The 25,799-nt window shown below is 46.4% G+C and carries 21 protein-coding genes; 9 read left to right on the top strand and 12 right to left on the bottom strand.

Translation table 11 applies throughout. The features are described from left to right. Nucleotides 1–139 precede the first annotated feature (139 nt). The 5 genes from putA to FIU99_RS20540 all read left to right on the top strand — a co-directional run bounded on the left by putA (nt 140) and on the right by FIU99_RS20540 (nt 6,527). Nucleotides 140–3,259 (top strand): bifunctional proline dehydrogenase/L-glutamate gamma-semialdehyde dehydrogenase PutA, encoded by a 3,120-nt coding sequence (gene putA / locus FIU99_RS20560; protein ID WP_006960207.1) that lies wholly within the window; start codon nt 140–142, stop codon nt 3,257–3,259. A gap of 22 nt (nt 3,260–3,281) precedes the next feature. After that, nucleotides 3,282–3,980: a hypothetical protein gene (locus FIU99_RS20555; RefSeq protein WP_006960208.1), complete on the top strand. Its 699-nt coding sequence runs from the start codon at nt 3,282–3,284 to the stop codon at nt 3,978–3,980. Between the two features lie 74 nt (nt 3,981–4,054). After that, complete coding sequence (putP, locus tag FIU99_RS20550) at nt 4,055–5,542, top strand: sodium/proline symporter PutP (RefSeq protein ID WP_006960209.1); 1,488 nt, start codon at nt 4,055–4,057, stop codon at nt 5,540–5,542. Nucleotides 5,543–5,709: 167 nt separating this feature from the next. Then, complete coding sequence (locus tag FIU99_RS20545; protein WP_006960210.1) at nt 5,710–5,940, top strand: hypothetical protein; 231 nt, start codon at nt 5,710–5,712, stop codon at nt 5,938–5,940. Between the two features lie 110 nt (nt 5,941–6,050). After that, on the top strand, nt 6,051–6,527 hold the full coding sequence (locus FIU99_RS20540; RefSeq protein ID WP_006960211.1) for an Lrp/AsnC family transcriptional regulator: 477 nt from the start codon (nt 6,051–6,053) through the stop codon (nt 6,525–6,527). Between the two features lie 54 nt (nt 6,528–6,581). Here FIU99_RS20540 and FIU99_RS20535 read toward each other — a convergent pair whose 3' ends face one another. Then, nucleotides 6,582–7,283, bottom strand: a complete 702-nt coding sequence (locus FIU99_RS20535; RefSeq protein WP_006960212.1) for a DUF445 domain-containing protein — start codon at nt 7,281–7,283, stop codon at nt 6,582–6,584. Nucleotides 7,284–7,408: 125 nt separating this feature from the next. Continuing rightward, complete coding sequence (locus FIU99_RS20530; RefSeq protein WP_006960213.1) at nt 7,409–9,262, bottom strand: ABC transporter ATP-binding protein; 1,854 nt, start codon at nt 9,260–9,262, stop codon at nt 7,409–7,411. A 304-nt stretch (nt 9,263–9,566) separates the two neighbouring features. Between FIU99_RS20530 and FIU99_RS20525 the strand changes: the two genes are divergently transcribed. Together FIU99_RS20525 and FIU99_RS20520 are read left to right on the top strand one after the other, a co-directional pair. Then, the gene (locus tag FIU99_RS20525; protein ID WP_006960214.1) at nt 9,567–10,544 is read left to right on the top strand and encodes an arginine deiminase-related protein; all 978 of its coding nucleotides are present in this window, start codon (nt 9,567–9,569) and stop codon (nt 10,542–10,544) included. 117 nt (nt 10,545–10,661) lie between these two features. Then, complete coding sequence (locus FIU99_RS20520) at nt 10,662–11,552, top strand: LysR family transcriptional regulator (RefSeq protein WP_006960215.1); 891 nt, start codon at nt 10,662–10,664, stop codon at nt 11,550–11,552. Nucleotides 11,553–11,591: 39 nt separating this feature from the next. Here FIU99_RS20520 and FIU99_RS20515 read toward each other — a convergent pair whose 3' ends face one another. The 4 genes from FIU99_RS20515 to FIU99_RS20500 all read right to left on the bottom strand — a co-directional run bounded on the left by FIU99_RS20515 (nt 11,592) and on the right by FIU99_RS20500 (nt 15,865). Further along, entirely contained in the window at nt 11,592–12,566 is a 975-nt protein-coding gene (locus FIU99_RS20515; protein WP_006960216.1) for a TAXI family TRAP transporter solute-binding subunit, read from the bottom strand. A 55-nt stretch (nt 12,567–12,621) separates the two neighbouring features. Next, nucleotides 12,622–13,473 (bottom strand): 3-keto-5-aminohexanoate cleavage protein, encoded by an 852-nt coding sequence (locus FIU99_RS20510; RefSeq protein WP_006960217.1) that lies wholly within the window; start codon nt 13,471–13,473, stop codon nt 12,622–12,624. After that, entirely contained in the window at nt 13,464–14,795 is a 1,332-nt protein-coding gene (locus FIU99_RS20505; protein WP_006960218.1) for an aspartate aminotransferase family protein, read from the bottom strand. The genes FIU99_RS20510 and FIU99_RS20505 overlap by 10 nt, the downstream gene beginning before the upstream one ends. Before the next feature lie 149 nt (nt 14,796–14,944). Next, complete coding sequence (locus tag FIU99_RS20500) at nt 14,945–15,865, bottom strand: DUF368 domain-containing protein (protein ID WP_039951879.1); 921 nt, start codon at nt 15,863–15,865, stop codon at nt 14,945–14,947. Nucleotides 15,866–16,510: 645 nt separating this feature from the next. Here FIU99_RS20500 and gltS point away from each other — a divergent pair. Then, complete coding sequence (gltS, locus tag FIU99_RS20495) at nt 16,511–17,737, top strand: sodium/glutamate symporter (protein ID WP_006960220.1); 1,227 nt, start codon at nt 16,511–16,513, stop codon at nt 17,735–17,737. 59 nt (nt 17,738–17,796) lie between these two features. Here the strand turns inward: gltS and FIU99_RS20490 are convergent, their stop codons facing one another. Continuing rightward, complete coding sequence (locus FIU99_RS20490; RefSeq protein ID WP_006960221.1) at nt 17,797–18,927, bottom strand: HlyD family secretion protein; 1,131 nt, start codon at nt 18,925–18,927, stop codon at nt 17,797–17,799. Then, complete coding sequence (locus FIU99_RS20485; RefSeq protein ID WP_006960222.1) at nt 18,927–19,316, bottom strand: DUF3302 domain-containing protein; 390 nt, start codon at nt 19,314–19,316, stop codon at nt 18,927–18,929. The genes FIU99_RS20490 and FIU99_RS20485 overlap by 1 nt, the downstream gene beginning before the upstream one ends. A 135-nt stretch (nt 19,317–19,451) precedes the next feature. On the opposite strand from FIU99_RS20485, the gene FIU99_RS20480 reads away from it, so the two are divergent. Continuing rightward, complete coding sequence (locus FIU99_RS20480) at nt 19,452–20,342, top strand: DMT family transporter (protein WP_006960223.1); 891 nt, start codon at nt 19,452–19,454, stop codon at nt 20,340–20,342. A gap of 3 nt (nt 20,343–20,345) precedes the next feature. On the opposite strand, the gene FIU99_RS20475 is transcribed toward FIU99_RS20480, so the two are convergent. The 4 genes from FIU99_RS20475 to deoD all read right to left on the bottom strand — a co-directional run bounded on the left by FIU99_RS20475 (nt 20,346) and on the right by deoD (nt 25,764). After that, nucleotides 20,346–21,926 carry a GGDEF domain-containing protein gene (locus tag FIU99_RS20475; protein ID WP_006960224.1) on the bottom strand — a complete coding sequence of 527 codons (1,581 nt, stop codon included), beginning with the start codon at nt 21,924–21,926 and terminating at the stop codon, nt 20,346–20,348. Next, nucleotides 21,910–23,394: a hypothetical protein gene (locus FIU99_RS20470; protein WP_006960225.1), complete on the bottom strand. Its 1,485-nt coding sequence runs from the start codon at nt 23,392–23,394 to the stop codon at nt 21,910–21,912. The genes FIU99_RS20475 and FIU99_RS20470 overlap by 17 nt, the downstream gene beginning before the upstream one ends. Nucleotides 23,395–23,520: 126 nt before the next feature. Continuing rightward, nucleotides 23,521–24,990, bottom strand: a complete 1,470-nt coding sequence (locus tag FIU99_RS20465; protein ID WP_006960226.1) for a hypothetical protein — start codon at nt 24,988–24,990, stop codon at nt 23,521–23,523. A gap of 63 nt (nt 24,991–25,053) precedes the next feature. Then, nucleotides 25,054–25,764: a purine-nucleoside phosphorylase gene (gene deoD / locus FIU99_RS20460; protein WP_006960227.1), complete on the bottom strand. Its 711-nt coding sequence runs from the start codon at nt 25,762–25,764 to the stop codon at nt 25,054–25,056. Nucleotides 25,765–25,799 lie beyond the last annotated feature (35 nt).

The following is a 25,799-nucleotide window of genomic DNA, read 5'->3' as shown; positions in this document are numbered from 1 at the left end:
TGTTTTTGTTTTGTTAATAATCAGAGTTTTTAGCAAAAAACTCGGAGTTTTTGACAAGTAATCCTCTCCCGCTCAAAATACACTGCAAGCCATTGTAAGAATCCTGATGAAATTGTCAGGTTGAGATTGAGGAAAACGCATGTTTACAGCAACTGATGTGTTGAATGCCGAGTTTGTCGAGCAGCCGCTTGATAAGTTATGGTCATTGATCTCGCCACTTTACATGGTGGACGAATCCCAATGGCTTGAACAACTGTTGCCTCTGGCAATCCCTACTGATGCTGAAAAAGCACAAATTAGCGACAAGACCACCCAGCTAATCGAATCGATTCGTGCTGATAAGAAATCAATCCAGATGATTGACGCCTTGTTGCTTGAATACAGTCTAGATACTCAAGAAGGTATCTTATTGATGTGTCTGGCAGAAGCTTTGATGCGTATTCCTGATTCAGCGACGGCCGATGCATTGATTCGAGATAAGCTGAGTGTTGCCGATTGGAAATCTCACCTAAAGAACTCTGATTCTGTATTCGTGAATGCCTCGACTTGGGGCCTAATGCTGACCGGTAAAGTGGTTGGCTTGTCAGAAGCTGAGTCACAAAGCCCTGTTTCTGCGGTTAACCGCCTAGTTAACAAGATGTCAGAGCCTGTTATCCGCAAAGCGATGCACCAGGCGATGAAAGTGATGGGCCACCAGTTTGTTCTTGGACGTAGTATCGCCGAAGCGCAGAAAAACGGTCGCACCATGCGTGATAAAGGCTTTACGTACTCCTACGATATGTTGGGTGAAGCCGCGCTGACGACAGCAGATGCGAATAAATATTTCAAAGATTACCTGATGGCGATTGAAGCGGTTGGTCGTGACAAATATGGCTTAGACACTAGCCCTGCGCCTTCAGTGTCTATCAAGCTGTCAGCCTTGCACCCACGCTACGAAGTGGCGAACGAAGAGCGTGTTCTAACTGAATTGGCTGATACTCTTATGCAGCTTCTTCGCCGAGCTGTTGAGTTGGATGTTGCTATCACAATCGATGCGGAAGAAGCCGATCGTCTTGAGCTTTCACTGAAATTGTTCGAGAAAGTGTATCGCAGCGACTTAGTGAAAGGCTGGGGTAAGTTTGGCCTGGTTATTCAGGCTTATTCAAAACGCGCACTGCCTGTGCTGGTTTGGATTAACGGTCTGGCAAAAGAGCAGGGCGATTTGATCCCACTGCGTCTGGTTAAAGGTGCATACTGGGATAGTGAAATCAAATGGTCTCAACAAGCTGGCTACGATAACTATCCAGTTTACACGCGCAAAGAAGCGACGGATGTTGCTTATCTAGCGTGTGCGCGATTCCTACTTTCTGAGAATGTTCGTGGTAACATCTTCCCCCAATTTGCGAGCCACAACGCTCAGACGGTGACGTCTATTGCAGTCATGGCTGAGCACAAAGATTACGAATTCCAGCGCTTGCACGGTATGGGTGATTCCCTGTACAACCACGCGATGGAAGCTTATCAGCAATCTGTGCGTATCTACGCACCAGTCGGCAGCCACAAAGATCTATTGCCGTATTTGGTTCGTCGCCTTCTAGAAAACGGTGCAAACAGTTCATTTGTACACCGCTTAGTTGATGCTCGCTGCCCGGTAGAGACTTTGACTCAGCACCCAGTCGATATGCTAAAAGCGTTCGATACCTTGAACAACGCTAAGATACCACTGCCACCACAGGTCTTCCCTGAGCGTCAAAACTCATATGGTGTCAACGTTGATATTGAATCAGAAGCCAAACCATTTGAGCACTCTGTCGAAAGCTTCCTGAAGAATCAGTGGCAGGCGGGTCCGATCATCAATGGTCAAGCTCATGCCGAAAGCATGATCAAGGAAAACATCAATGTTGAAGCTGTAACAGCGCCTTACGACCGCCGCATTGAAGTGGGTCAGGTTGCCTTCGCGACTCTTGATCATGTTTCCGCTGCCATCGATGGTGCACAGCAAGCGTTTGCCAAATGGCAGACCAGCGATAAAGCTCAGAGAGCCGCTATGCTGGACAAATTGGCTGAGCTACTGGAAGCCAATCTTGCTGAACTTGTTGCTCTGTGTCATCAGGAAGCGGGTAAAACTATTCACGATAGCATTGATGAAGTTCGTGAAGCCGTGGACTTCTGTCGCTACTACGCTAAGCAGGTCGATGCTTTAGGCGAGATTCACTTAAACGGTTTTGATGGGCAGGCACGTACAGTGTCTCGTCAAGGTCGCGGTGTGTTTGTGTGTATCAGCCCTTGGAACTTCCCACTGGCGATTTTCCTCGGTCAGATTACAGCCGCTTTAGTCGCAGGTAACACTGTGGTTGCGAAGCCGGCTGAGCAAACCAGTTTGATTGCTGCACGTGCCGTCGAGTTGATGAATGAAGCAGGCTTCCCAGCAGGTACGATTCAATTGCTGCCAGGTCGCGGTGCTGAAATTGGTTCTGCGTTAACTTCTCACTCTGCCATTGCTGGTGTTGCCTTTACGGGTTCAACGGCAACAGCGCAACGAATCAATCAAACATTGGCGTCTCGTGATGCGGCACCTGTGCCTTTCATCGCAGAAACTGGCGGTCAAAACGCAATGATTGTGGACAGTACGGCACTACCTGAACAGGTTGTGCGCGATGTTATTCGTTCTGCGTTTGCATCAGCAGGCCAACGTTGTAGTGCTCTGCGCGTACTTTATGTTCAGGAAGACATTGCCGATCGCATCGTTGCACTGATTCAAGGTGCGATGCAGGAACTGAGTGTCGGTCTTCCTTATCTTCATTCCACTGATGTGGGGCCGGTTATCGATACGACAGCAAAAACCAAACTGGTTAAGCATATTGAGCGTATGACCGCGACGGAAAAGAAAGTGGCTGAGCTTACTTTGGGTGAAGAACATCAACACGGTGATTTCGTTGCACCAAGTGCCTTTGAAATTCGTGATATTTCTTGTCTTGAAGAAGAACAGTTTGGTCCGATTCTGCACATTGTCCGCTTTAAAGCGAACGAACTTCACCAGATTGTTGATCGCATTAACAGCACAGGTTTTGGTTTGACTATGGGGATTCATAGCCGCAACGAAACCACTTACCGCTGGATTGAAAAACACGCACGTGTGGGTAACTGCTACATCAACCGTGATCAGGTGGGTGCGGTTGTTGGCGTGCAACCGTTTGGTGGTCAGGGCCTTTCTGGTACTGGTCCAAAAGCTGGCGGTCCGCACTACCTATTCCGCTTTACACAAACTTCGTTTTCTTAATCTGTAGGCAAGGAGAAAGATTATGGTTCATCAAGTAACTCGTTTTTCTGATGCTTTTTCAGCGTGGGAAAACTGGAATCTGACTAACTTTGACTCAAAAAGCGAGTGTTTACTGGCTTTTAAACAGGCTCTGCAATCAGTACAGCCGAATTTAGCTTCTGTTGTGGCATACCACATGGAACATGCGTCAGCGCTATTAGCTGAAACGCATCAACTGGTAGGCCCTACTGGAGAAACAAACGAACTGTATACCGCAGGTCGAGGTGTGGCACTGATTATTCAAGATGAATCTTCAGAGTCAGCACAACAAGCAACGATTGCACAGGTGACTGCTGCGTTAGTTGCGGGTAACAGTGTCATCTTGTGTAGTGATGACACACAACTTACTCAAAATCTGGAAGCTGCCTACACGCAGTCTTCCTTACCTATGAACCTATTACAATTTGCCTCTCTTGATGCTTATCATCAGCTGCTGGAGTCAGATGTACGTAGTGTCGGATACATAGGGAATCAAGAGGTTGAACAAACAATCAACCGCCAATTGTCGAAGCGTACAGGTGCTATTGTTGGCCTAGTTTCGGAGACGGATGTTGCGACTATTCCGGTAGCGCATGATCCACATCTATCGCTTCGCTTTATCACAGAGCGAACGAGAACAATAAATATAACAGCAGTGGGCGGCAACGCGACCTTGTTAGAACTTGGGAGTGAGGCCCACTAATCCTTTCTCAGAGAGCCCTCACTCAGTGTAAGTGAGGGCGTTCATGGAAGGCGATCTTAATAGAGGACAAACACATGGAAAATAGCTTTGCTATTACGACCACGTTTATTGCGTATCTTATTCTGATGTTGGCGATAGGCGTTATTGCTTATCAACGAACGAAAAACTCGACTGATTACTTCTTAGGTGGCCGTTCATTGGGCCCTTGGCCTGCGGCGCTGTCAGCGGGTGCATCTGACATGAGTGGCTGGTTGCTACTTGGCTTGCCTGGCTATGCGTATGCAGCGGGTATTGAGGCTTTCTGGTTGGCTGGTGGTCTGCTAGTTGGTACTTGGCTGAACTGGCTAATCAGTGCAAAACGTCTACGTACATACAGTATTACGACAGATGCTCTGACTCTGCCTGAGTTCTTGTCACGTCGCTTTAACGACAATTCGAAACTGATTCAGGTTATCTCTGCTTTCTTTATCCTTTTATTCTTCCTTTTCTACACCAGCTCAGGTCTGGTAGCGGGCGGAAAACTGTTTGAAACGGTATTCGGATTGGATTACACCACAGCAGTTATTATTGGTACTGTTTGTGTGGTTTCTTACACATTGTTTGGTGGTTTCTTAGCGGTATCTTGGACTGACCTTGTACAAGGCCTTCTGATGGCAGCGGCACTAATGATTGTGCCTATTGCAGCGATGGAAGGTGGTTTTGGTCAACTAAGCACTGATCTAACTAACATCAACCCTCAGCTTTTGACATTGTGGAATGATACTAAAGGTGAGCCGCTGTCAGCGATTGCGATCATCTCTTTGGTTGCGTGGGGCCTAGGTTACTTTGGTCAGCCACACATTCTGGCTCGTTTCAAAGCAGCGCGTAGCAACAAAGATTTGACCACGGCTCGCCGTATCGCTGTGATTTGGACCGCACTGTCTATGGTTGGCGCGATGCTGGTTGGTCTGGTTGGTCTGATTTACGTGACCAACTCTGGCGTATCCATTGATGACGGCGAGAAGATCTTCATGCTACTGGTGAACTCTATCTTCCACCCTGTGGTTGCTGGTGTTCTTCTTGCGGCGATCTTGGCGGCAATCATGAGTACTGCGGACTCACAGCTTTTGGTTTCTTCTTCAGCATTGGCAGAAGATTTCTACAAGCAGCTTGTGAAGAAAGACGCTACGTCTGAAGAGATTGTTATGGTTGGCCGTATTGCGGTAGTGGCTATCTCTATCGTGGCGCTAATCCTAGCGATGACGCCAGACAGTTCAGTTCTTGGCCTAGTGTCTTACGCTTGGGCAGGCTTTGGTGCTGCATTTGGTCCAGCATTGGTGCTTAGCTTGTACTGGTCTCGTATGAACCGCAACGGTGCGCTTGCAGGTATCGTGATTGGTGGTGTGACTATCGTGGTATGGAAGCAGCTAACGGGTGGTTGGTTCGATGTTTACGAAATCGTTCCGGGAATCATCTTCTCTACTATCGCAATTGTAGTTGTGAGCTTGATGACAGGTGAACCAGAAGAATCCGTGAAAGCACAGCACGCTAAGTTTGAAAAACAGCTTACTGAGCTTGAATAAGCGGTAAGCTGACGAAACATAAAGCCCCGATATTCGGGGCTTTTTTAATAAAGTTGGTTAATAATTGAACTTGGTTCACAAATTGAAAATGAAAATTTGAGCAATTGGAACTAAGGCCTTACTAATATGTCCACTATCAATAACGCCATCGCTCACGGAGAGAGAAAATGCCTCAGGTATATTGCCATTGCTGCCAAAAAGTGACTGCCCACAAAGTTGTTATGAAGCGATGCCAAGAAGAGCATGACTCGGTGAAAAAGAGTTTGGCGTGTTTCTTTGCGACCCTCTTTCAGGGCGCACACTATGTAAAAATGGAAAAGCAGACGTTTTGTCGAGTGTGCAACACTCAGGCAGACTTAGTCGAAGAGCGTGAGCTCTCGAACGTTGAAGCCGCTTAAGTTTCCATTCCTCTCAATAAAATTTCTTCTAAGTCGGTTCCTTTATTAGGTTTCGTTGACTCGTTTCGATTATGATAAGCATAAAGAAAGACATCTAATCAGAGCGTTAAATGGACTTAGATAGAATTGACCGTGAAATCCTTCGCACCCTAAACCTTAAAGGGCGTCTTCCTGTCGTCGAGCTTGCTAAGCGAGTGAACCTGACTACATCCCCGTGTTCTGATCGCGTCAAACGATTGGAAAAAGAGGGTTACATTAAGGGCTATCATGCAGAGCTGAATCCTGAAAAGCTAGGCTTAGACGTTCAGGTTTTCATCCATATTCGCCTTGATCAAACCAGTTTCTCTATCTTTGAAAAGTTCGCCAAAGCAGTGGAAGACATGCCAGAGATCGAAGAGTGCTATTCGTTATCCGGCGATTTCGATACCATGATCAAAGTACGAGTTAAAGATATGAAAGCTTATCAGAGCTTTATGTCGACTAAGCTCGGGACACTGCCAGGTGTGATCCAGACGCGAAGTGAAGTGGTGATTGAAGAGCATAAAACCAGCTTTGGTGTGAATGCGGATTTGATAGCAACACTGTAGAACAAGAAAAGGGAAGCATTCGCTTCCCTTTTTCGTCAATTGCTGAGTTCTACGTTAGGCAATGAATGATGATGCGATACCAATTAGACCACCAAACACGCCGCCCCAGACTACCAACCAGCCTAAATGCTCTTTAATCATTTTCTGGACGATTTCTTTGACCAATTTTGGCGTCAGTTCACTTAGGCGCTGGTCAATAATGTTTTCAATGTTGGCCTGAATCTCTTCCATCATGGCTGGTGATTCTAGTTGACCCTTAAGCGCTTCTTTAACCGCATCACTCTGGCTTATTTCTACCACCGCTTCCTGCATTTTTTCGACAAACGGTTCTTTAAGCGGTTGCAGGGCCTCCGCGCCGCCAAACATGGCCAGCATGCTGCCAAAAGAAGAGTTTGCAATGACATTGACCAGAGAATCAAACGTTGGATTGAAATCGACTTTCTCTAGTACAGGCTCAAGATTGAGAGTCTTGCCCGACATTTCTTTGTTGAGGAATCGATCAATGTTCTCTGCTGTAAAAAACTGTTCCATCATCAAGTTCTTGATGGCGGCCTTAAACTCTTCAAAACGCGCAGGGATCACGCCGGAACCGTATAAGCCGGGTACTTTCTCGAACAGCATGTGAATCGCCAACCAGTTAGTGATTGCGCCAGAGAAAGCGAATAGGCCTGCGTAAAAAGCAATTTGGTTGCCTGTCTGATAGCCACCAGCCAATAGCGCTAGTGCCAGCAAATTTGTCAGTAAGCTTTTATTCATTAGATTTGTGGAAAAATATTGAATGGGAATGGCGCGAGTATATCTCAATTGCTGGTAGAGATTGAATATCGGAAACAAAAAAGCAGAGGGAATACCTCTGCTTTTGTATTGGGTGATCGCTTTGATCAGGCTGTTTGTTTCTGCTCGCTTTCATCGCCGATGAATCCGCCCGTTTGATGGGCCCAGAGCTGAGCGTAGATACCTTCGTTCTGAATCAACTCTTGATGAGTGCCTTGTTCAACAATCTGGCCTTTATCCAACACGATTAATCTATCCATAGCTGCAATGGTTGATAGGCGGTGTGCAATCGCAATAACCGTTTTGCCTTGCATCAGTTCATTGAGGCTCTCCTGAATGGCCGCTTCTACTTCTGAATCCAGAGCAGAGGTCGCTTCATCCAAGATAAGCAAAGGGGCATCTTTAAGCAGCACACGTGAGATAGCGATACGCTGTCGTTGACCGCCAGACAACTTCACGCCTCGCTCACCCACCTGAGCATCGTAGCCTTTGTTACCAAACGGGTCATTGAGTGACTCGATAAACTCATGAGCATGAGCCTGTTTGGTTGCGCGCAGTAGGTCATCTTCTGTGGCATCAGGGTTACCATAAAGAATGTTATCGCGAATAGAGCGGTGAAGCAGGGATGTATCTTGCGTAACCATACCAATATTGCTGCGCAGTGAGTCCTGAGTGACATCAGAAATCACCTGACCATCAATCTTAATGCTGCCACTTTCGACATCATGGAAGCGCAGCAGCAAGTTGACCAAGGTCGATTTACCTGCACCTGAGCGTCCAACTAAGCCAACCTTTTCACCCGGCTTAATATTGAGATTGAGATGACTGATCACACCTTTGCTTTCATCGCCGTAGTGGAAGCTGACATTATCAAATTCAATGCCACCTTGCTCAACCACAAGAGGCTTAGCATTATCTTTGTCCTGAATATCAATCGGTTTGGAGAGCGTTTTCATACCATCGACAACGGTACCCATGTTTTCAAATAGGGCACCGACTTCCCACATGATCCACATAGACATGCCGTTGATACGCAGCGCTAGAGCGATTGCGATAGCGATGGCACCGATGCTGATCGAATTGTCCATCCACAGATAAATAGAGAGCGCACCGATAGTGAAGACCAATAGGTAGTTGGTGATCTCAACAGCAACGTCAAAACCGGTGACTAAGCGCATCTGGCGGTATACGGTATCTAGGAAGCCGCGCATACCATTTTCTGCGTACACCGTTTCACGTTTGCTGTGGGAAAACAGCTTAACTGTAGCAATGTTGGTGTAGCTGTCGACGATACGACCAGTCATGGTCGAACGTGCATCGGCTTGCTCTGACGCCACTTTCTTCAGTTTCGGCACGAAGTAAAGCTGAATACAGACATAACACATCAGCCAGATCACCATTGGGATCATTAGACGCCAGTCAGCCTGCGCCAACAGAACAACAATCGCGGTAAAGTAAACCGACACATAAACGAATACGTCCATGGTTTTCATCACGGTTTCACGCACGGCCAAAGAGGTTTGCATCACTTTCGTCGCCACGCGGCCTGCAAAATCATCCTGATAGAAGTTCAGGCTCTGTTTGAGCAGGTAGCGGTGCGCGAGCCAGCGAATAGACATTGGGTAGTTGCCAAGTAGCGTTTGGTGAACCAAAAGAGAATACGCAACGACCAAGATAGGCATGACTATTAATAGCAAGCCGCCATACAGCATCAGCTCTGATTGGTTTTCCTGCCAGAAGGTTTCTGGATTGCTGGTTGATAGCCAGTCAACGAGGTTACCCATAGCACCAAATAGCGATACTTCCACTATCGCAACCACAGTGGCCATCAATGACATCAGGATCAGAGGCACCTCAAATCCACGGGTGTAATAGCGACAAAAAGCGAAGATCCCACTCGGTGGCTGAGAGGGTTCTTCATCGGGAAAAGGTTTCGTAAAGCCTTCAAATTTCTTAAACATATCTCGCCTTAAATATTACAACGCAGGAGAGAGCCAGACATGGCAATTGCGCTTGTGTCATATGGTAGCTCGTTAATGTTTGAAATGTAACCATATATCAACCATTTGTTATACGAACTGCTGCATATTATTCAGGCAATAAGTTTTAAAAGTCATGCCGACCATAAAATTTACTGAGAAATACGAAATTCACAGTAAAAATGCAAGGTATATATCTATTGAAATGGGTGAATTCAGCAATTGTTATTTTAACAATATGTCTACAATTCAACGTAAGTGAGTGAGATATAACGAGTCTATCGCAATGTTCAAACAGCAAACACAACTAGAAAAGTCAGTTTCTACAGTGCAAAACGCTAACTGTGTGGTGATGGTGCCACCAAAGGAATTTGCGTTTAATGCTGAAACCGCTCGAGACAATGAGTTTCAACATCAGGTGACTGAGTCCACTGAACAAGTTCGCAAACAGGCGATGCAAGAGTTCAAGACAATGGTCGGTCAGCTGCGTCAGGTCGGCGTTCAAGTGGTCGAATTTGATTACCCGCTTGGAGACGTGGAAACGCCAGATGCGGTATTCCCAAACAATTGGTTTAGCACCACTGCTGACGGTGCTCTTTATACGTTCCCAATGGCGTGTGAGAACCGTCAACAAGAAGTTCGCCCTGAGGCTTTGCGTGAAGCTCTAGAAGCTGCTGGTCGAGCTGTATCTAGTGAAGATTCGCTGACGGATTACTTAGCAGAGAATGCCCACCTAGAAAGTACCGGTGTGATGGTGATTGATCATGTCAATCGCACCATTTATGCTGCGCTGTCACAACGTTGTGATCGAGAAGTGTTGGAAGATTACGCCGAGCGAATTGGTTACGAGCGTGTGGTTTCTTTCCAGACGGCACTTCCATCGGGCAAGCCTATCTATCATACCAATGTAATGATGGCGATCGGCGAGCATTTCTGCGTAATTTGCGATGAAGTGATTCCTGAATTTGAGCGTCGATTTGTACTCAAATCTCTTGCGAAAGATAAGCAGGTTGTTTCAATCAGCCTTGAACAGATGAACCAGTTCTGTGGCAACATCTTGGAGCTTGAGACGGTCAATGGTGATAAAGTGATTGCAATGTCGCAATCGGCGTACGATGCGTTTTCACCTGCACAGCGTGCCCAGCTGTCGAGCCACGGTAAGCTTCTTCCATTCAACGTCCAGACCATTGAGTCAATCGGTGGTGGCAGTGTTCGTTGTATGTTGGGTGAGGTCTTCCTGCCAAGCCGCAAGAACAACTTATAATCTTACAACAGCCTGTCACTCGACAGGCTGTTTTGTTTTGGATCGATACTTCCCTTTACAACTGCCCGTCACGCCTCTTATTCTGCATGTATGAATTAAAGGAATAGATTCACACCTATGCTCAAAGGAAGCGAACTTCCATCGATTAAAGCACTGCGATCCTTTATCGCTGTTGCTCATCATCAGAGTTTTTCAAAAGCAGCAGAAGAGCTTTATGTTACTCAGGGTGCTGTTAGTAAGCAGATAGCGATACTGGAGCAAATGGTTGGTCAGCCACTGTTAGAGCGCCAGTTGAATGGCATTGAACTAACGACTGCTGGAAAGCAATATTTACCCAAAGTTATTGAAGCGCTAGAGATCATCCAACACGCAACCGCCAGCTTGATTCAAAGTGACACTCAGCAAGAGTTACTGACTATTGATGTGACGCCTTCGTTTGCCAGCTTATGGCTGTTGCCTAAGATCGAAGAGTTTCGCCGTTTGCATCCACAGCTTCAGGTTAAAATTCGCACTCGCGAGAATACCCAGCTTAAACTTGCGGGTGAATCGGATATCGCCTTGCGTTGCTTGCCACTGTCCCAGCACTACGAGCACAGTCAATTATTGTGTCAGGAAAAACTGCTTTTGATTGGTGAACAATCTGCGACCTGTAGCGACGTCAATTCTGTTTTAACGCAGCATGCATTGATTCCTCACACTACTAGACCACAGCTGTGGGAGCTGTTTAAGTTAGAACATCAGTGCGCGGAGTCGCTCAACTACTATGGTGTTGGCTACGAACATTTTTACTTGTCACTGGAGGCGGTGAAGCGGGGCAAAGGGCTGGCTTTGGTGCCTGATTTTATGGCGAGTGAAATGTTGGAAAAGGCTCTGGTGAGTAATCTGCTTGGGCTCTCCATGCTAAGTGGCTATGGCTACTACTTGAGTGTGCCGAATTACCGTTTGGCTTCAAGGAAAGTTCAGCTCTTTCACCAGTGGCTCAGAGACGAACTCGAAGAAAGCAAATAAAAAACCCGGCGTTTGCCGGGTTTGTTACTTATGACGTGGTTACTTAATCAGTCCCACTTCTTTGTAGTATTTCAGTGCACCTGGGTGAAGAGGTGCAGACAGACCGTCTTTGACCATCTCTTCTTTTTTCAGGTTTGCGAACGCAGGGTGCAGCTTGCGGAAGTTATCGAAGTTTTCGAATACCGCTTTCACAATGTTGTAGACCACATCTTCCGGTACCGCAGTAGAAGAGACAAACGTTGCGCCAACACCAAATGTTTGCACATCATCAGGGTTGCCCTTGTACATGCCACCAGGAACCGTTGCAGTACGGTAGTAGCTGGCATCAGACAGAAGCTTGTCGACTTGCGGACTTGCTACCTGAACGATATTACTTTCACATGACGTGGTGGCTTCCTGAATTGCACCACTTGGGTGGCCTACCACATAAACCATCGCGTCAATTTTGTTATCGCACAATGCTTTCGACTGTTCAGCTGCTTTCAATTCTGAAGCCAGCTTAAAGTCCTTAGTTGTCCAACCATACTGGTCCATCAGAACTTCCATTGTGCCGCGTTGCCCCGAACCTGGGTTACCGATGTTGACACGTTTACCTTTCAGGTCTTCAAAGCTCTTGATGCCCGAATCGGCGCGAGCAACAACGGTGAACGGTTCTGGGTGAACAGAGAACACAGCGCGTAGCTCTTTGAATGGGCCCGCTTCAGAGAACTTGCTTGTTCCGTTGTAGCCGTGATATTGCCAGTCAGACTGTGCGATACCTAAGTCCAGTTCACCCGCACGAATCGTGTTGATGTTGTAGATGGAACCACCGGTAGACTCAACAGAACAACGAATGCCGTGTTCTTTTTTCGTCTTGTTTACCAAACGGCAAATAGCACCGCCTGTTGGGTAGTAAACGCCTGTTACACCACCAGTACCAATGGTTACAAATCTGTCAGCAGCCGAAGCGTAAAAAGTGGCGCCTAAAAGTGCAGTTGCTGAGGCGGCAGTCAGTACGTTTTTTAGCAATGTCATAATAATTCCTTTTTATTGCGTGTAACGATCCTATCTTACTTACCAGAGGCACGAATCAGTTTTTGTTTAGTGCCTTTCGGAAACTATAAGCATCATGAATGCAAATGTTTAATAATTTGTTAATTTTTTTGAGGTTTCTCACTTGTTCCGCATTATTAATGGCTGGATTTCCTTGTGGATCAAGGTGATTGTTCTCAAACCCAACTCGTACATCGAGGCCGAGTAGCATGGCACTGATTAGGCAGTCCTGCTCACGATCTCCAAACGCACATACTGCGAGGTGGACGTTTTGTTGAACAAACCGACTCAAGTCGAGTTGTTTTAAATCCCACGGACTGGATTGCTGTTCGTCATGGTATCGGCCAAGAACGATGAGAGCGTGTTGATTCATTGTCGGCAAGATTCCCTGAGATCGAAACCGGAAGTAGCGGTCAATATCATCTTGATCGTAGAGAATGATTTGGCTGATGATTCCGTGTTCCGCGACCCAGTGGAAAAAGGCCTTTCCAGACTCAATGTGGTTGTCATCGGGTATCAATTCACGCAGTGCGAATGAGGCGGCTTCGGGCTTGACCGCTTTAGTCAGTGCTATTTGCTGCTCTGCACTATAAATCCCTACGGCTTCGGTTGTCAGCTGGACGATAATGCTGTCACCGACGGCCTGTTTCACCTTGTCATACAGTTGGAGATTGGGTTCGATCTCTAGGCTGTGCTGACCATGTTCATCTCGACAGTGAAGATGAATCATTGCAGCGCCGGCATCACGACATGCAATGACCTCAGAGATAATTTCTTCCTCGGTCATTGGAAGATTGGGATGATCTCGCTTGGTTTTACGCGCTCCATTTGGTGCCACGATAATTGCGCTGGTTTGCTGGTGGCCAGCATCAACTGTTGCTAAATCCATGCTCCGGACACCTCAGTCAATGTGGTTTTCAGTTTAGCCACAATCTCGTCGATGTGGCTTGGTTCGATGATGAAAGGTGGCGCTAACAGAATGTGATGACCTTGTTTTCCGTCAATCGTCCCGGACATTGGGTAACACATCAGGCCATTTTTCATTGCTTGAGACTTAACCGCAGTGTGGGCTTTTGTGGCGATATTGAGCGGAGCTTTGCTTGCTTTATCCTTGACGAGTTCAATGCCAAGGAAGAGTCCTTTGCCTCGAATATCGCCCACGTAAGGCAAGTTGCCCAACTCACTCGACAGGGCTTGTTTAAGCTCTGCTCCGTGAGATTGCACCGCAGACAACAAAGATTGTTGTTGAATAGCTTCGACTGTGGCCAGTGCAGAGGCACATGCCATCGGGTGCGCCATAAAGGTGTGACCATGCTGGAAGAAGCCGCTGCCATCGGCAATGGCTTGGTAAATCCGGTCATTGGCGATGGTGGCACCGATAGGTTGATAACCCGCTCCCAGTCCTTTCGCAATACAGACCAAATCGGGTTCTATCTGCTCTTGCTCGAATGCAAAGAAACTGCCGCTGCGACCGACTCCGCACATGACTTCATCCAAAATGAGCAACACTTCATATTGATCGCAAATCTCTCGAATTCGTTTGAAGTAGCCTTCTGTCGCAGGCACGGCGCCAGCAGTCGCGCCAACAACAGGTTCAGCGACAAACGCCATGACGTTTTCTGCGCCTAATTCGAGGATTTTTTCTTCAAGCTGATTGGCACTGCGAAGTGAATAGTCCAGCTCTGACTCTTGTGGTTGTTGTAAACGGTAGGCGTAGCAAGGATCGATATGGTGACTAGTTGTGAGAAGTGGCTGAAATGGCTCACGACGCCATTCATTTCCACCGACAGCAAGTGCTCCTAGCGTGTTTCCGTGGTAACTCTGTTTACGCGCAATGAACTGAGTCTTGCTTGGTTTTCCTAGCTCAACAAAATACTGTCGAGCCATTTTTAGCGCCGACTCCACGGCTTCAGAACCTCCGCTGACAAAGTAAGCGTGATTGAATTGCGAAGGCATCAAAGCACACAGTGCATCGGCCAATTGTTCACAGGGCTCGTTGGTAAAAAAACCGGTGTGAGCAAAAGGAATACGCTTAAGTTGTTCAGCGATGGCTTGTTTGACCATCGGATGGCTATGGCCAAGATTAGAAACTGCAGCGCCGCCACAAGCATCTAGATAAGCTTTTCCATGTTTATCATAAAGATAAACACCTTCGCCGTGGCTGATAGTAGGTAGTTGTGTATGACAGTGTCGGTGGAATACGTGAGACATAACAGGTCACTCGGTGGTCGCATTAGCCTTATCCTGTACAACAAAGCTTAGACGCGCAATCGATTAAAAGTTGACCGCTATGAGTTTTTGGAATGAGGTTGAGAATACAGAGATGAAAAAAAGCAGCCAACAGGCTGCTTTTAAAACAATTAGATATCGCGATTTTCGGCAAATTTTTCCAAGCCGAGGACCAGCGCAATGGCACACAACATGAGAACGATGGCGATGCCTATCTGAGCAGGTTGTGAGGTGATGGCTTCAAAATCAAACGGTGATAGGTTGCGTTCAATCAACGGGACTTGTTCACCACTTGAGTTAGTGCGCCACGTCAACGTTTCTTTCCAAGGCCAGATCTTTGGTAATGTGCCAATCATTAGGCCAGTCAGGAAGATAAGAGTGATGTCTCTGAATCGTTTTAGGAGCCAGGATAAGACGTGGGAAAAGCTCAGTAAACCAATGACACAGCCCGTGAGGAATAACAGCAGAATGGTGATATCCAATGATTTGACTGCGCCAAGTACAGGGCTGTACATACCAATGAGCAGCAGGATAAAACTGCCAGAGATACCGGGTAAGATCATCGCACAAATGGCGATCGCTCCAGCAAACATGACATTAATGCTGGTCGGATCCATTTGAAGGGGTTTGAGGATGGTAATGCTGTAAGCAAACCCGACCCCAAGTAATAGGAAGATAAGGCGACTGAAGGTTCTTTTTTCTATTTGTTTCAGTATATGGAAAACGGAAACCAGAATCAGACCAAAGAAAAAAGACCATAACGGAATAGGGTGTGTCACTAGCAACCACGAAATCAGCTTAGCTAGTGTTGCAATGCTGGTGAGAACGCCCCCGAATAAGGCGATAAGAAAGAAGCCGTTGATATGGTTAAACGCAGCTTTAACGCCATCGCGTTTCAATACACCAATCAGGCTTGGATTAATGCGTCGGATGCTTTCCAACAATGTGTCATAGATGCCTGTGATGAAGGCGATGGTGCCACCAGAAACTCCTGGTACAACGTCGGCCGCGCCCATGGCTAAGCCTTTACAGAAAGTGGATAGATAATTCATTCGATACAGCGATTCAGTTCAGGTAGTGGGAGTATATCGACAATAACGTAAAAAAAGTATGAAAATAGTGCATTGATAAACTAGTTGATAAGATACTTGTTTAATATCGAATTGCACTTTTTTGCAAAATGCAATTTTCATTTTGCACATTCAATATAATAAATTGGCTAAAAGTTGGATCAATATTGTGGTTTTATGGGTTTTAAAGTTGGCACGCTACATGCATTAATGTGATTGACCCTTATTAAGCCGAGGGTCACCTAGCCAACTGACGTTGTTAGTGAATGAATTTGTTCACACTATATATATGCCAATCGCCTTCATTGCGGTTGGCTTTTTTTTTGTCCTTTGGTTAACTCTTGGTCAATTTACACGGATTCATGACACGAATTTTCTGTCTATACTCGACAAACGCCTGCGAGTTTATTAATAATGTCCGCTTTCTTTTTATAGCCCTAAAGTACACCGTAGGGTTTCGCTGTTGAAATGGAGTGGGGAGACCCGCTGTAGAGAGGACGTTTTTCAATAGAGAATATCTCAATCAGTGCCTGCAATTGTTACCTGAGACCTTGGTAGCAAAATGGCCCAGAGCAGTATGCTCTTAACTCGTTAGGGAAGATGAGTGACAGACAATAAAGAGGTTATATGAATCAGATAATTTCGGTTGGACCACTAGAATCTTTCTTAATCGCAATCAGCGTGTTGTTTCTTGGTCACTTTGTAAACTCAAAGCTCCCTATTCTGAAGAAGTTTAATATTCCAGAGCCTATTGTTGGTGGTTTGATCGTTGCGATGATCATCACGGGAATGCATTTCAATGGGGTTAGCTTAGAGTTCTCATTACCGTTGCAAAACACCTTTATGTTGATGTTCTTCAGCACTGTTGGTCTGGCTGCAAATTACACTCAACTGATGAAAGGCGGCGCTAAAGTCTTTCTATTCCTAGCCGTTGCGTCTTTTTACATCATCATTCAAAACGGTGTTGGTGTGTCAATGGCGACAGCGCTTGGTTTGGATCCTCTAATGGGGTTAATTGCTGGCTCCATCACATTGTCGGGTGGGCATGGTACGGGTGCAGCATGGTCTCAGACTTTTACTGACACTTACGGTTTGAGTAATACACTTGAAATTGCAATGGCATCTGCGACTTTTGGTCTGATCATTGGCGGTATTATCGGTAGCCCGGTTGCTCAGAAATTGGTTACTAAACATAACTTCGAATCTGAATACGGACGCGGAACACAAACCCATGAAAAGTTCCCTGAAGTCGTGACGTATAACGAATACGAAGAAGATAAGGTGACGGCGAAAAAGGTTATTGAAATCCTGTTTATTCTTCTTATCTGTGTAACTGGTGCTAAATACCTTGAACAGTGGGTGAGTAGCTTGGAAATCAGTTGGCTGATGATTCCAGACTTTGTTTACGCTTTGTTCATCGGTGTTTTCATCACCAACGTTATGGAAGTTACTAAGACACACAAGGTAGACGCAGAAACCGTTGATATTTTGGGTACGGTCTCGCTATCTTTGTTCTTGGCTATGGCACTGATGAGCCTGAAACTATGGAACATCTTTGACTTGGCGATTCCGTTCCTAATCATTCTGTCGGTTCAGTCTGTCATTTTAGGTATTTTTGCGTACTTTGTGACGTTCAAAGTGATGGGCTCAAACTACGATGCAGCTGTTATTGCGGGTGGTCACTGCGGTTTTGGCCTTGGGGCAACACCGACAGCTGTTATGAATATGGGTTCTCTGGTGAATAAGTTTGGCCCTTCACCGCAAGCATTTATGGTGGTGCCGATTGTTGGTGCTTTCTTTATCGACATTGTTAACTTAATTATCCTTCAAGGGTATATCTCCTTTATCGGCTAATAAGTTCATATATAAAAGAAAAGGCCTCTTTAAGAGGCCTTTTTGCTTTCTGACGGATTTTAATGGTCTAGGTAGAGATAGTTCTGCCAGCTTTTCATTCTAATGAGTACTTTACGCATAATGGATACATGAGTGAATTGATCGGAGTAAACCGCAACTTCGACCGCTGTCCCCATGGGTAAGTGGTAGTCAGATAAGTCATCAGTGATCTTCAGAGTAACAAAGACTCGCCCACTGGTGCGCAATGCCTCCGTGCCAAGCAGGGCGCCACGGGCCTGAAATTGGCTTTCGCCAATGGCGGGCAACACATCTACTACTTCCCCTTTAAAGACCTTGCCTGGAAGCGCTCTGAAGAGAAATTCTGCTTCATAACCCGGCTGTAAGCGTTGTAAGGAATTTTGCCTGAACGCGGCTGCATAAAGCGTTTCCTCTGTATGAACAAAGGTCATCACAGGTGCTAACGGCAGTGGAACTGCCATAACCCCAGGTCGCAGAGCTAACTGCGTTGCAAAACCATCGGTGGGAGCTCTGACGATGGTTTGTTCAAGATCGAACTCAGCTTGACGCAGCTCCGCTAGCAAACGCGCCACTGTTGTGTTTTCTCCACCAATTTCAGAGTTGAGTGCTATCTTGGCTTGATCCACTCTGGCTTCCGCAACTTTGACCGCAGCCTCAGTGGCTTTGTATTCTTGGCGTCGGGTGTCCAGTTCTTGCTCGGTGAAGGCGCCTTTATCGTAGCCACGTTGATAACGAGCGTATTCACGTTGTGCCTTATCTCTATCTGCGATGGCTTGAGCTTGAGCGGCTTGCGCTTCTTGCACATCAGACTCCAGTCCAAGTGCGCCTTGGCTGGCTTCTTTAATTTGTGCTTCAAGCTTTTCAACTTCAGCTTCGTATGGGATAGGGTCAATCATGAAGAGAATGTCCCCTTGTTTGAGTGGTTTATTGGGCTCAACAGGCACTTCGATAACACGGCCTCTTACTCCTGAAACGATAGGAGTGCTAGAAAAGACCTGATTGCCAAGCTGGGTAAAGGGATGGTTGTAGTTCATCAACAAAATTAAGGTGCCGACTAAAACCACACCTCCCAATACGGCTGTTGGGACGGTCCATTTATTGAGAGGAATATTGAAGATTTTAAAGATTGCAATGCACAAAGCGGCGTAGGTCAGAATGAGAAGTAAATCCATTATTGCTCCTCCTCATGTTCATCGATACGGGGTGTTACAGTCGTTTGATTGTTGTGTTGCTGCTTAAGTTCAAGGACTTCCTTTTGTAGCTGGCTTACTTGATCAATCAGTGAATCAACACGGTGATGAATATCGTGTTGTTCTTCTTCCAGCTTTTGAAAGCCCCACCCTCGTTCCTGACGCCATAAGGTGGCCCATATCCAGAGAAAAGGCCAGATGGCGTGAAGTGTGAAGAGACTCACCCAGCCAGCATAATGAATCGCATCCTGATGTGGATGCTCTCGCTCCTTGGCTATCTCATACGGAATATCGTGAATCACGATAATGCCGTAGAAAATGACCAGAGCAACAAAGATGAGTAGACCTAGCGCGAAATAGTCCAAAAACATAAATGCGTCCTGTTATTGTGTTTGTATTCAATAAAACGTACGGTGATACAAAGCTAAGTATAGAAATAAAAACAAGATATTAGAGAGACTTTGTAAGTCTGCCTCTTTTTTTCAAATCAATACTAAGGTCAATAGATGGAGTTTCAGGGAGAGATTGCCGCGTTGTCGGCTGCAGTGGTCTGGGCGCTGGCGACTTGGATTTACAGTCAATTCAGTCATCACTTTTCAGCTATGCAGCTCAATATTGTTAAAGGTGTCGGCGCTTCAGGCATGATGCTGGTGGTGATGCCATGGATTGAGATGCCCACAATGGCGATATCTGCTACTCATTTGGCTATATTGGCAGTGTCGGGAATCATTGGTATTGCCGTCGGAGACAGCGCTTATTTCGCCTCCTTAAAGCGAATTGGTGCCAATAAAACACTATTACTGGAATCCTTAGCGCCGCCGCTTTCAGGTGTGTTGGCGCTGGTCGCCCTAGGTTCGGTTCTACCTCTGCAAAGTTGGCTCGGTGTGTTATTGACAACCTTAGCCGTCACTTTCGTTATTTTTCAGCCTGATGCTAGTGGTGAACAAACGAAGTGGTCAGGTGTAGGCTTTGGCTTGCTTGCGAGTGTGTGTCAGGCGTCGGGAGTGGTTATCTCACATTACGCGTTGGTAGCAGGAGATTTACCGCCTCTGTTGGGAGCGTTAATCCGGCTTTCTGTTGGTGTGCTGGCGGTAGCTATGGTGATCGTGTTATTTGAGCAAAAACCTTTCTCGTCAATGAGAAAGCATTTAGGGCAACTTACGAAGTCGGCCTTTCTTTGGTTGCTAGGTGCGATCTTTGTCGGGACGTTTTTAGCATTGTGGCTTCAACAAATCGCTTTGAAACACGCTAACCCTGCCATCGCTCAAACTCTGATTGCAACCAGTCCACTATTTATATTGTTTATCTATATGTTAAAAGGGGAGAAAGTCACAGCCAAAAGCATCATCGGTACTTTGGCTGCGGTTGGTGGGATATCGTTGTTCTTTTGGCGTTAAATCTTATTCCGTACAGACTTGATTACGCCCATTGGCTTTTGCTCGGTATAGAGCTTTATCTGCACGGTAGAATGTACGTTGAGTATTCTCGCCTTCCCGGTGAAGGGTTATGCCAATACTGACGGTTAAGCCACGTTCACCAAGAATATCTTGCCAGCCAAACTTAAAAATACGCTCACGGTAATTTTCAGCATGCATCGTGGCTTGTTCCAGTGTGGTACGCTCAAGAATAACCAAAAACTCCTCCCCACCAAATCGTACGCTCGATGCACCTCGGAACTTAAAGTAGGCAGACAGCTCATGAGAGACGTTCACGATGGCTTTATCGCCAACTAAGTGGCTCAGCTCGTCGTTAATGGATTTAAAATGGTCAATATCGATAACCATGAGCGCAAAAGGCACGTCATGCAGCAATAGGTCTTTGAGCTTCACATCCAGCCAGCGTCGGTTGTGCAGGCTGGTCAGCGGATCGGTAAACACATCTTGTTGGAGCTGAGCCACGGTGTGCTTCTGGCTCTCCGTGGTTTCTTTGAGCTCACGATTTTCAAGTTCAGATAGAATCAGTTTGAGTTGCAGTTCAAATCGTGATAAACGCCGCAGCTGTGCCGCACCAAGTTCACCGATTGGGATCTGCTTCATCAAGTCACTTTCGATACGAAATGCCCGCTTCTGACATTCCAGTGCTTTTTGGAAATCGCCTTGTTGCTCGTAGATATCACCTAATGCCGTGTTCAGCTTGAGGTTGAGTACAGGAGAAGCGTAACGTCTGATCTTCTTCTGGGCGCTTTCTAGTACCCAGTTAGCCAAATGGGGTTTGTTTGACTCGTTGAGACTGTGCGCCAGCTCAAGGCGAATCATGTTCGACAGCCAGATCGAGTGGATATTACCGGCGGTGTATTGAACATTGCCTAAACACTCTATCGCTTTGTCCTGCTTGCCCTGTCGACGATACAGCTTTGCTTGATAGAGTAGGATTTGCCCAGCAAGTACCTTGTCACTGACCAGAATCGCCAGCTCAGAGCACTCTTTAAGTAGGTCTTTTGCCGCCGAGGTGCGATTAAGCTCGATATAGCACGACAACATGTACAGCTTGTAGCGCAGACGCAATGAGCGGCTGGAGATGGCATGATCGATACCATCTATCTTTTGGTAGTAGCGTAATGCTCGGTTATGGTCGCCGTAGGCATCGCATAGATTACCCATGCCCAAGACCGCCAGTACATAGGCATCGATATGGCTGGTATCGACGGCAATGGTTGAGGAAGAAATGTACTCCTGCAATGCACCTGAGTAATCGCCCCCTTCCACCAGTCGATCGGCTAAGCTGTTTTTCACCTCTAGAATCAACTCTGCGTCGCTTGGCAGAGAGAGGTGTTCGAGTGCACTTCTTAACTCTTCAATGCTGATTTTGGGCTGTTTGAGCTCATTGCGATACTCAGCACTGATGATTAAGCTTTGCGCTTTTTCCTGAGGTGTTGTCGCAATATGCTGACGAATGTGGTTCCAGAAAATAATCGCCTCTTCACCTGAAACAGAAGAAGCATCTAAACCCGATTCGGAGATTTTATTAAGCAAAGTTTCCATTCTGTACTTCCAATGGTTGGCTTTCTTCTAGTTGTTCTAAAGTAAATGGGAACGTCAGGATGTCTTGAAAAACCACTTTAGGCAGTGATTTATTGAGTCCTTTTCGGTGCCATGGGTAGATTTCGATCATTTTTGCTAATACGTGAAACACTTGCAAAGCGGCATCGTCTTTCTCTGCGAGCAGGACACCGAGGCGATCACTACTGAGTCGAGAAAGGAGGTCTTGCTGTGTACACAAAGAGTGTGCGAGTTCAGCACACACTTCAATGTATTCAGGGTCGCTGTGCTGAATGATAACGACTGCATGGTTAGAACGTTTCAGTTCGGTCTTGAACAGAACCAGTTGCTCCCACCAGTAAATCTCAGACACCATCTGATTAAGGTGCTTTTCTGGGTCGTATTCGTGTTGGCCACGAATGCGGTTAATCAATTTGCGCGCGCGCTGTTCGAGTTGACGCTTCGATGCTCGGGCTTTGTCATTACTTACTCGGGCGGTTTGCTCTCTGAGCATATCTGTTGAGTGTTTACGGTACTTTTGAAACGCGTGCAGCGCCTCTTTAAAGTTACCTTGCTCTTCAGCCACACGTGACTGCTGAAAACAAATCTGCGACAACAGTTCGCCGTTATCGAAAGACGATGCTGAACGTTCGGCTTGTACTAGTAGTTTGGTGGCTTCTTCCGGGCGTTTTCTCAACAATTCTAGTCTTGCCTGGCTGATGTACGAGTGCGCTTTCATCCACACCAGATCGTGTTTTTCAGCTAGGTCTTGCGCTTTACCCGTTGCAATTTCTGCGTCTTCAATCCGCTCAAGCCCTAACAGGGCTAATCCTCTGAAGTCCCAGACTTCTGCTTGCCAGGTTTTATCTTCGTGGCCTTTGAGTGCCTCGGTCGCGCCATCAAGTACTGTCAGCATCTCAACATAGTTGTTGAGTAGGTAAAGGTCCCATGCCAGTAGAATTCTCGCTTTACCTTCAAGCCAACCGATACGTGTATTATTGGCAACGGTCACAGCCAATTCGTGAGTCGTTTTGGCGAGTTGATATTCATGAGTAATTCGCCAGACGTTGCCTAGCCCGATTAAGCATTCGATTTGTATTTCGATTTCATCGACCAGAGCGGATTGCTCAAGGGCGTTAATCCAGAACTGTTGAGCGGAGTAATATTTGGCTTGGCCCCAGAAGTGAAGCGCATGGATATGAAGAATCTCAGGAAGAAAGTCGTCGGTATCTAGGGAGTTGAGTTTACTATGGGCTTCTTTGATGTATTTTAGCCCACGCCGATAATCCATCAGGCTCCAGGCACAGCGAGACATGATAATCAGACACTGTACAGCCCCTTCTGGGTACAAAATCTGACTGGCGCGCGTCGCGCACTGTTCAGCGATGGCTAAAACCTTTTCAGGCTCACTTTCAATTCGTGCTTTGAGCTGTTCAATCTCTGTATCTAGCAGATGCTGGCTTTTATCCAATGAATCAATCCCTTAACAGCCATTCTTAATATCATTCAAAAGTATTATAAAAATAGTGACTGATGTAACTCTAGTAAAAGCATTAATACGCCTAAGGTTTAATGGCGTACTTCACAATAATGGTAATTATGAAAGCAGTTCCCGCAGAGTCAAAGGTGATTGAGTTAAACCAAGACTTTGCGCCGCTGTCATACCGCTCTTATCTTGGTAGCACAAATTATGCCATGCCCGGAAAATATCCAACATTGGTAATAAACCACCAGGGCGAAGCTTACGACGAGGTTCGTTGATAAAGCTTTCAAAAAGAGTTTGAAAGCGCTGTTGGTAGAATTCGGTCTGGCGGACGCTTGCTTTTCTAAGCCATTCTTTCGGCTCGTTATTCTGCCCTGCAAGGTAGCAAATCCCTTTTGATGAATTTGCAAAAGAGGTAATAGCCCAGCGATCGCGCCACCAACCCATATGAACAATATCGATCTTTCCGACCAGACTGTGCTCATTCCAGCTTTCATCTTCCTCGACATACATAAGGTCGACATTTTGACGCTGGATGCGTGATAAGCAAACACTCAGCGCTGCAGAACGCAAAACGGGATCTTGGGGTAGATAGATAGAAACCTGACGTTCACTGTTACACAGATCCAGTACATGAAGGAAATGAGCGTAAGAGGTATATGGCGGTCTGATCAGTGCTCCTTTTGATGGGTAGTTGAACACGGTCAGGTTACCCATCGGGTCTTCAACATTGCCACGTGCTAGGATCGTTTGATATTGCTGATCAATACGTTCTCTGAGTACAGGTGATGGCTCTGGAACTGGGATGCTGGCTTCAGATGAGTGATCGCGCGAAACGAATCGAGCGGTTTCCTGATACGGATCGTGGTCAATACTGCCTAGTGGTTCTTCATTACCAGAATAGTTGACGTGCTGGCAGAGGATGTAGCCTGAGTTGGCTTCACCAGTCGCTATCCATAGTACGCCATTATTACTCTTAGGTTGCAGAGGCACGTAGTAGGACGCCAGTTCATATTTCTCAGCATGATTGACCCAGCGTGCATCAAACATAGCCAGCTTGCGACGACATCGGCTAGCAATATGATCGAGATGATCGTAAAACGTCTTCGGGTTGATCTCTAACTTACGGCAGATTTCACGTACTGAGTAGCCCATAAAGAGCAAACCGAGGAGGTTTTCCTGAAAGGCAAGTTTCTTATTGGCACCTGACCATTTATCAACGAACGTCGATTGGCAAAGCTTGCAACGATAACGTTGGCGGTCACCGCTGTAACCAAAGGCATGATAAAGGTGTTTATGAGTATGGACAGATAAGCCAAAATTTTCGCAATCGGTATTGCGACAGGTTGGCAGACCGTCACTGTGGAGTTGTCTTAAACGATGGAGTTCGTTTAACACTTCCTGATTGTTAAGTAAGGGGGGGAAAGCACCGCACTCCCGACATACCATCGCAGGTCGCTTAGGGTTAGCATGTTGCACGACGTATCGATGTGCATCACTCAATCCAAAGTTGTCACACGCCAATGTTTTACAAAAGTTGAGTTGTAACCCGTCTGCTTCCTGTGGCAGTTTGCCAGTTGTCACTATCTCCCCCTCGGGATTATCTGGGCTGCCAGGCTATTGGCTCTGGCAGCGAAGGAATGGCGATTAGATGTTGATGGCTGTCTCAAGCGCAACTTTCATCATGTCGTTGAAAGATTTTTGGCGCTCTTCTGAGCTCAACTTCTCGCCACGGATGATGTGGTCAGAAACCGTTAGGATAGTCAGTGCTTTTGCACCTAAATCGGCAGCAACACCGTAGATACCTGCCGCTTCCATATCAACACCTAAGATGCCTAGTTTTTCCATCTTCTCGAAAATGTCGGCTTCTGGAGTGTAGAAAAGGTCTGCAGAGAATACGTTACCTACTTTTACAGGTACTTCTTGAGCACGTGCTTGGTTTACCGCTTCTTCTAGAAGGCCGTAATCAGCAATTGCCGCGAAGTCATGATCGTTAAAACGGATACGGTTCACTTTTGAATCTGTTGATGCACCCATACCGATGACAACGTCCATCAGGTTTACGTCATCACGTACTGCGCCACAGCTGCCAACACGAATTACGTTTTTCACACCATACTCAGCGATTAGCTCGTGAACATAGATACAAGCTGATGGGATACCCATGCCGTGACCCATCACAGAAACACGTTGACCTTTGTAAGTGCCTGTAAAGCCGAACATGCTACGAACATCACAAACTTGTTTTACATCTTCTAGGAATGTTTCCGCGATGTATTTAGCGCGAAGTGGGTCGCCTGGCATCAAAACCGTTTCAGCGAAATCACCTGGTTGAGCGTTAATGTGTGGGGTTGCCATAGTTGTTACTCCAAGTTTATTAGTAATTCTGTGTT

Origin of the sequence: Vibrio sp. THAF64 (assembly GCF_009363455.1) — a bacterium.
Lineage (GTDB): Bacteria > Pseudomonadota > Gammaproteobacteria > Enterobacterales > Vibrionaceae > Vibrio > Vibrio coralliilyticus.
This window is presented reverse-complemented; position numbering and strand designations above follow the sequence as displayed.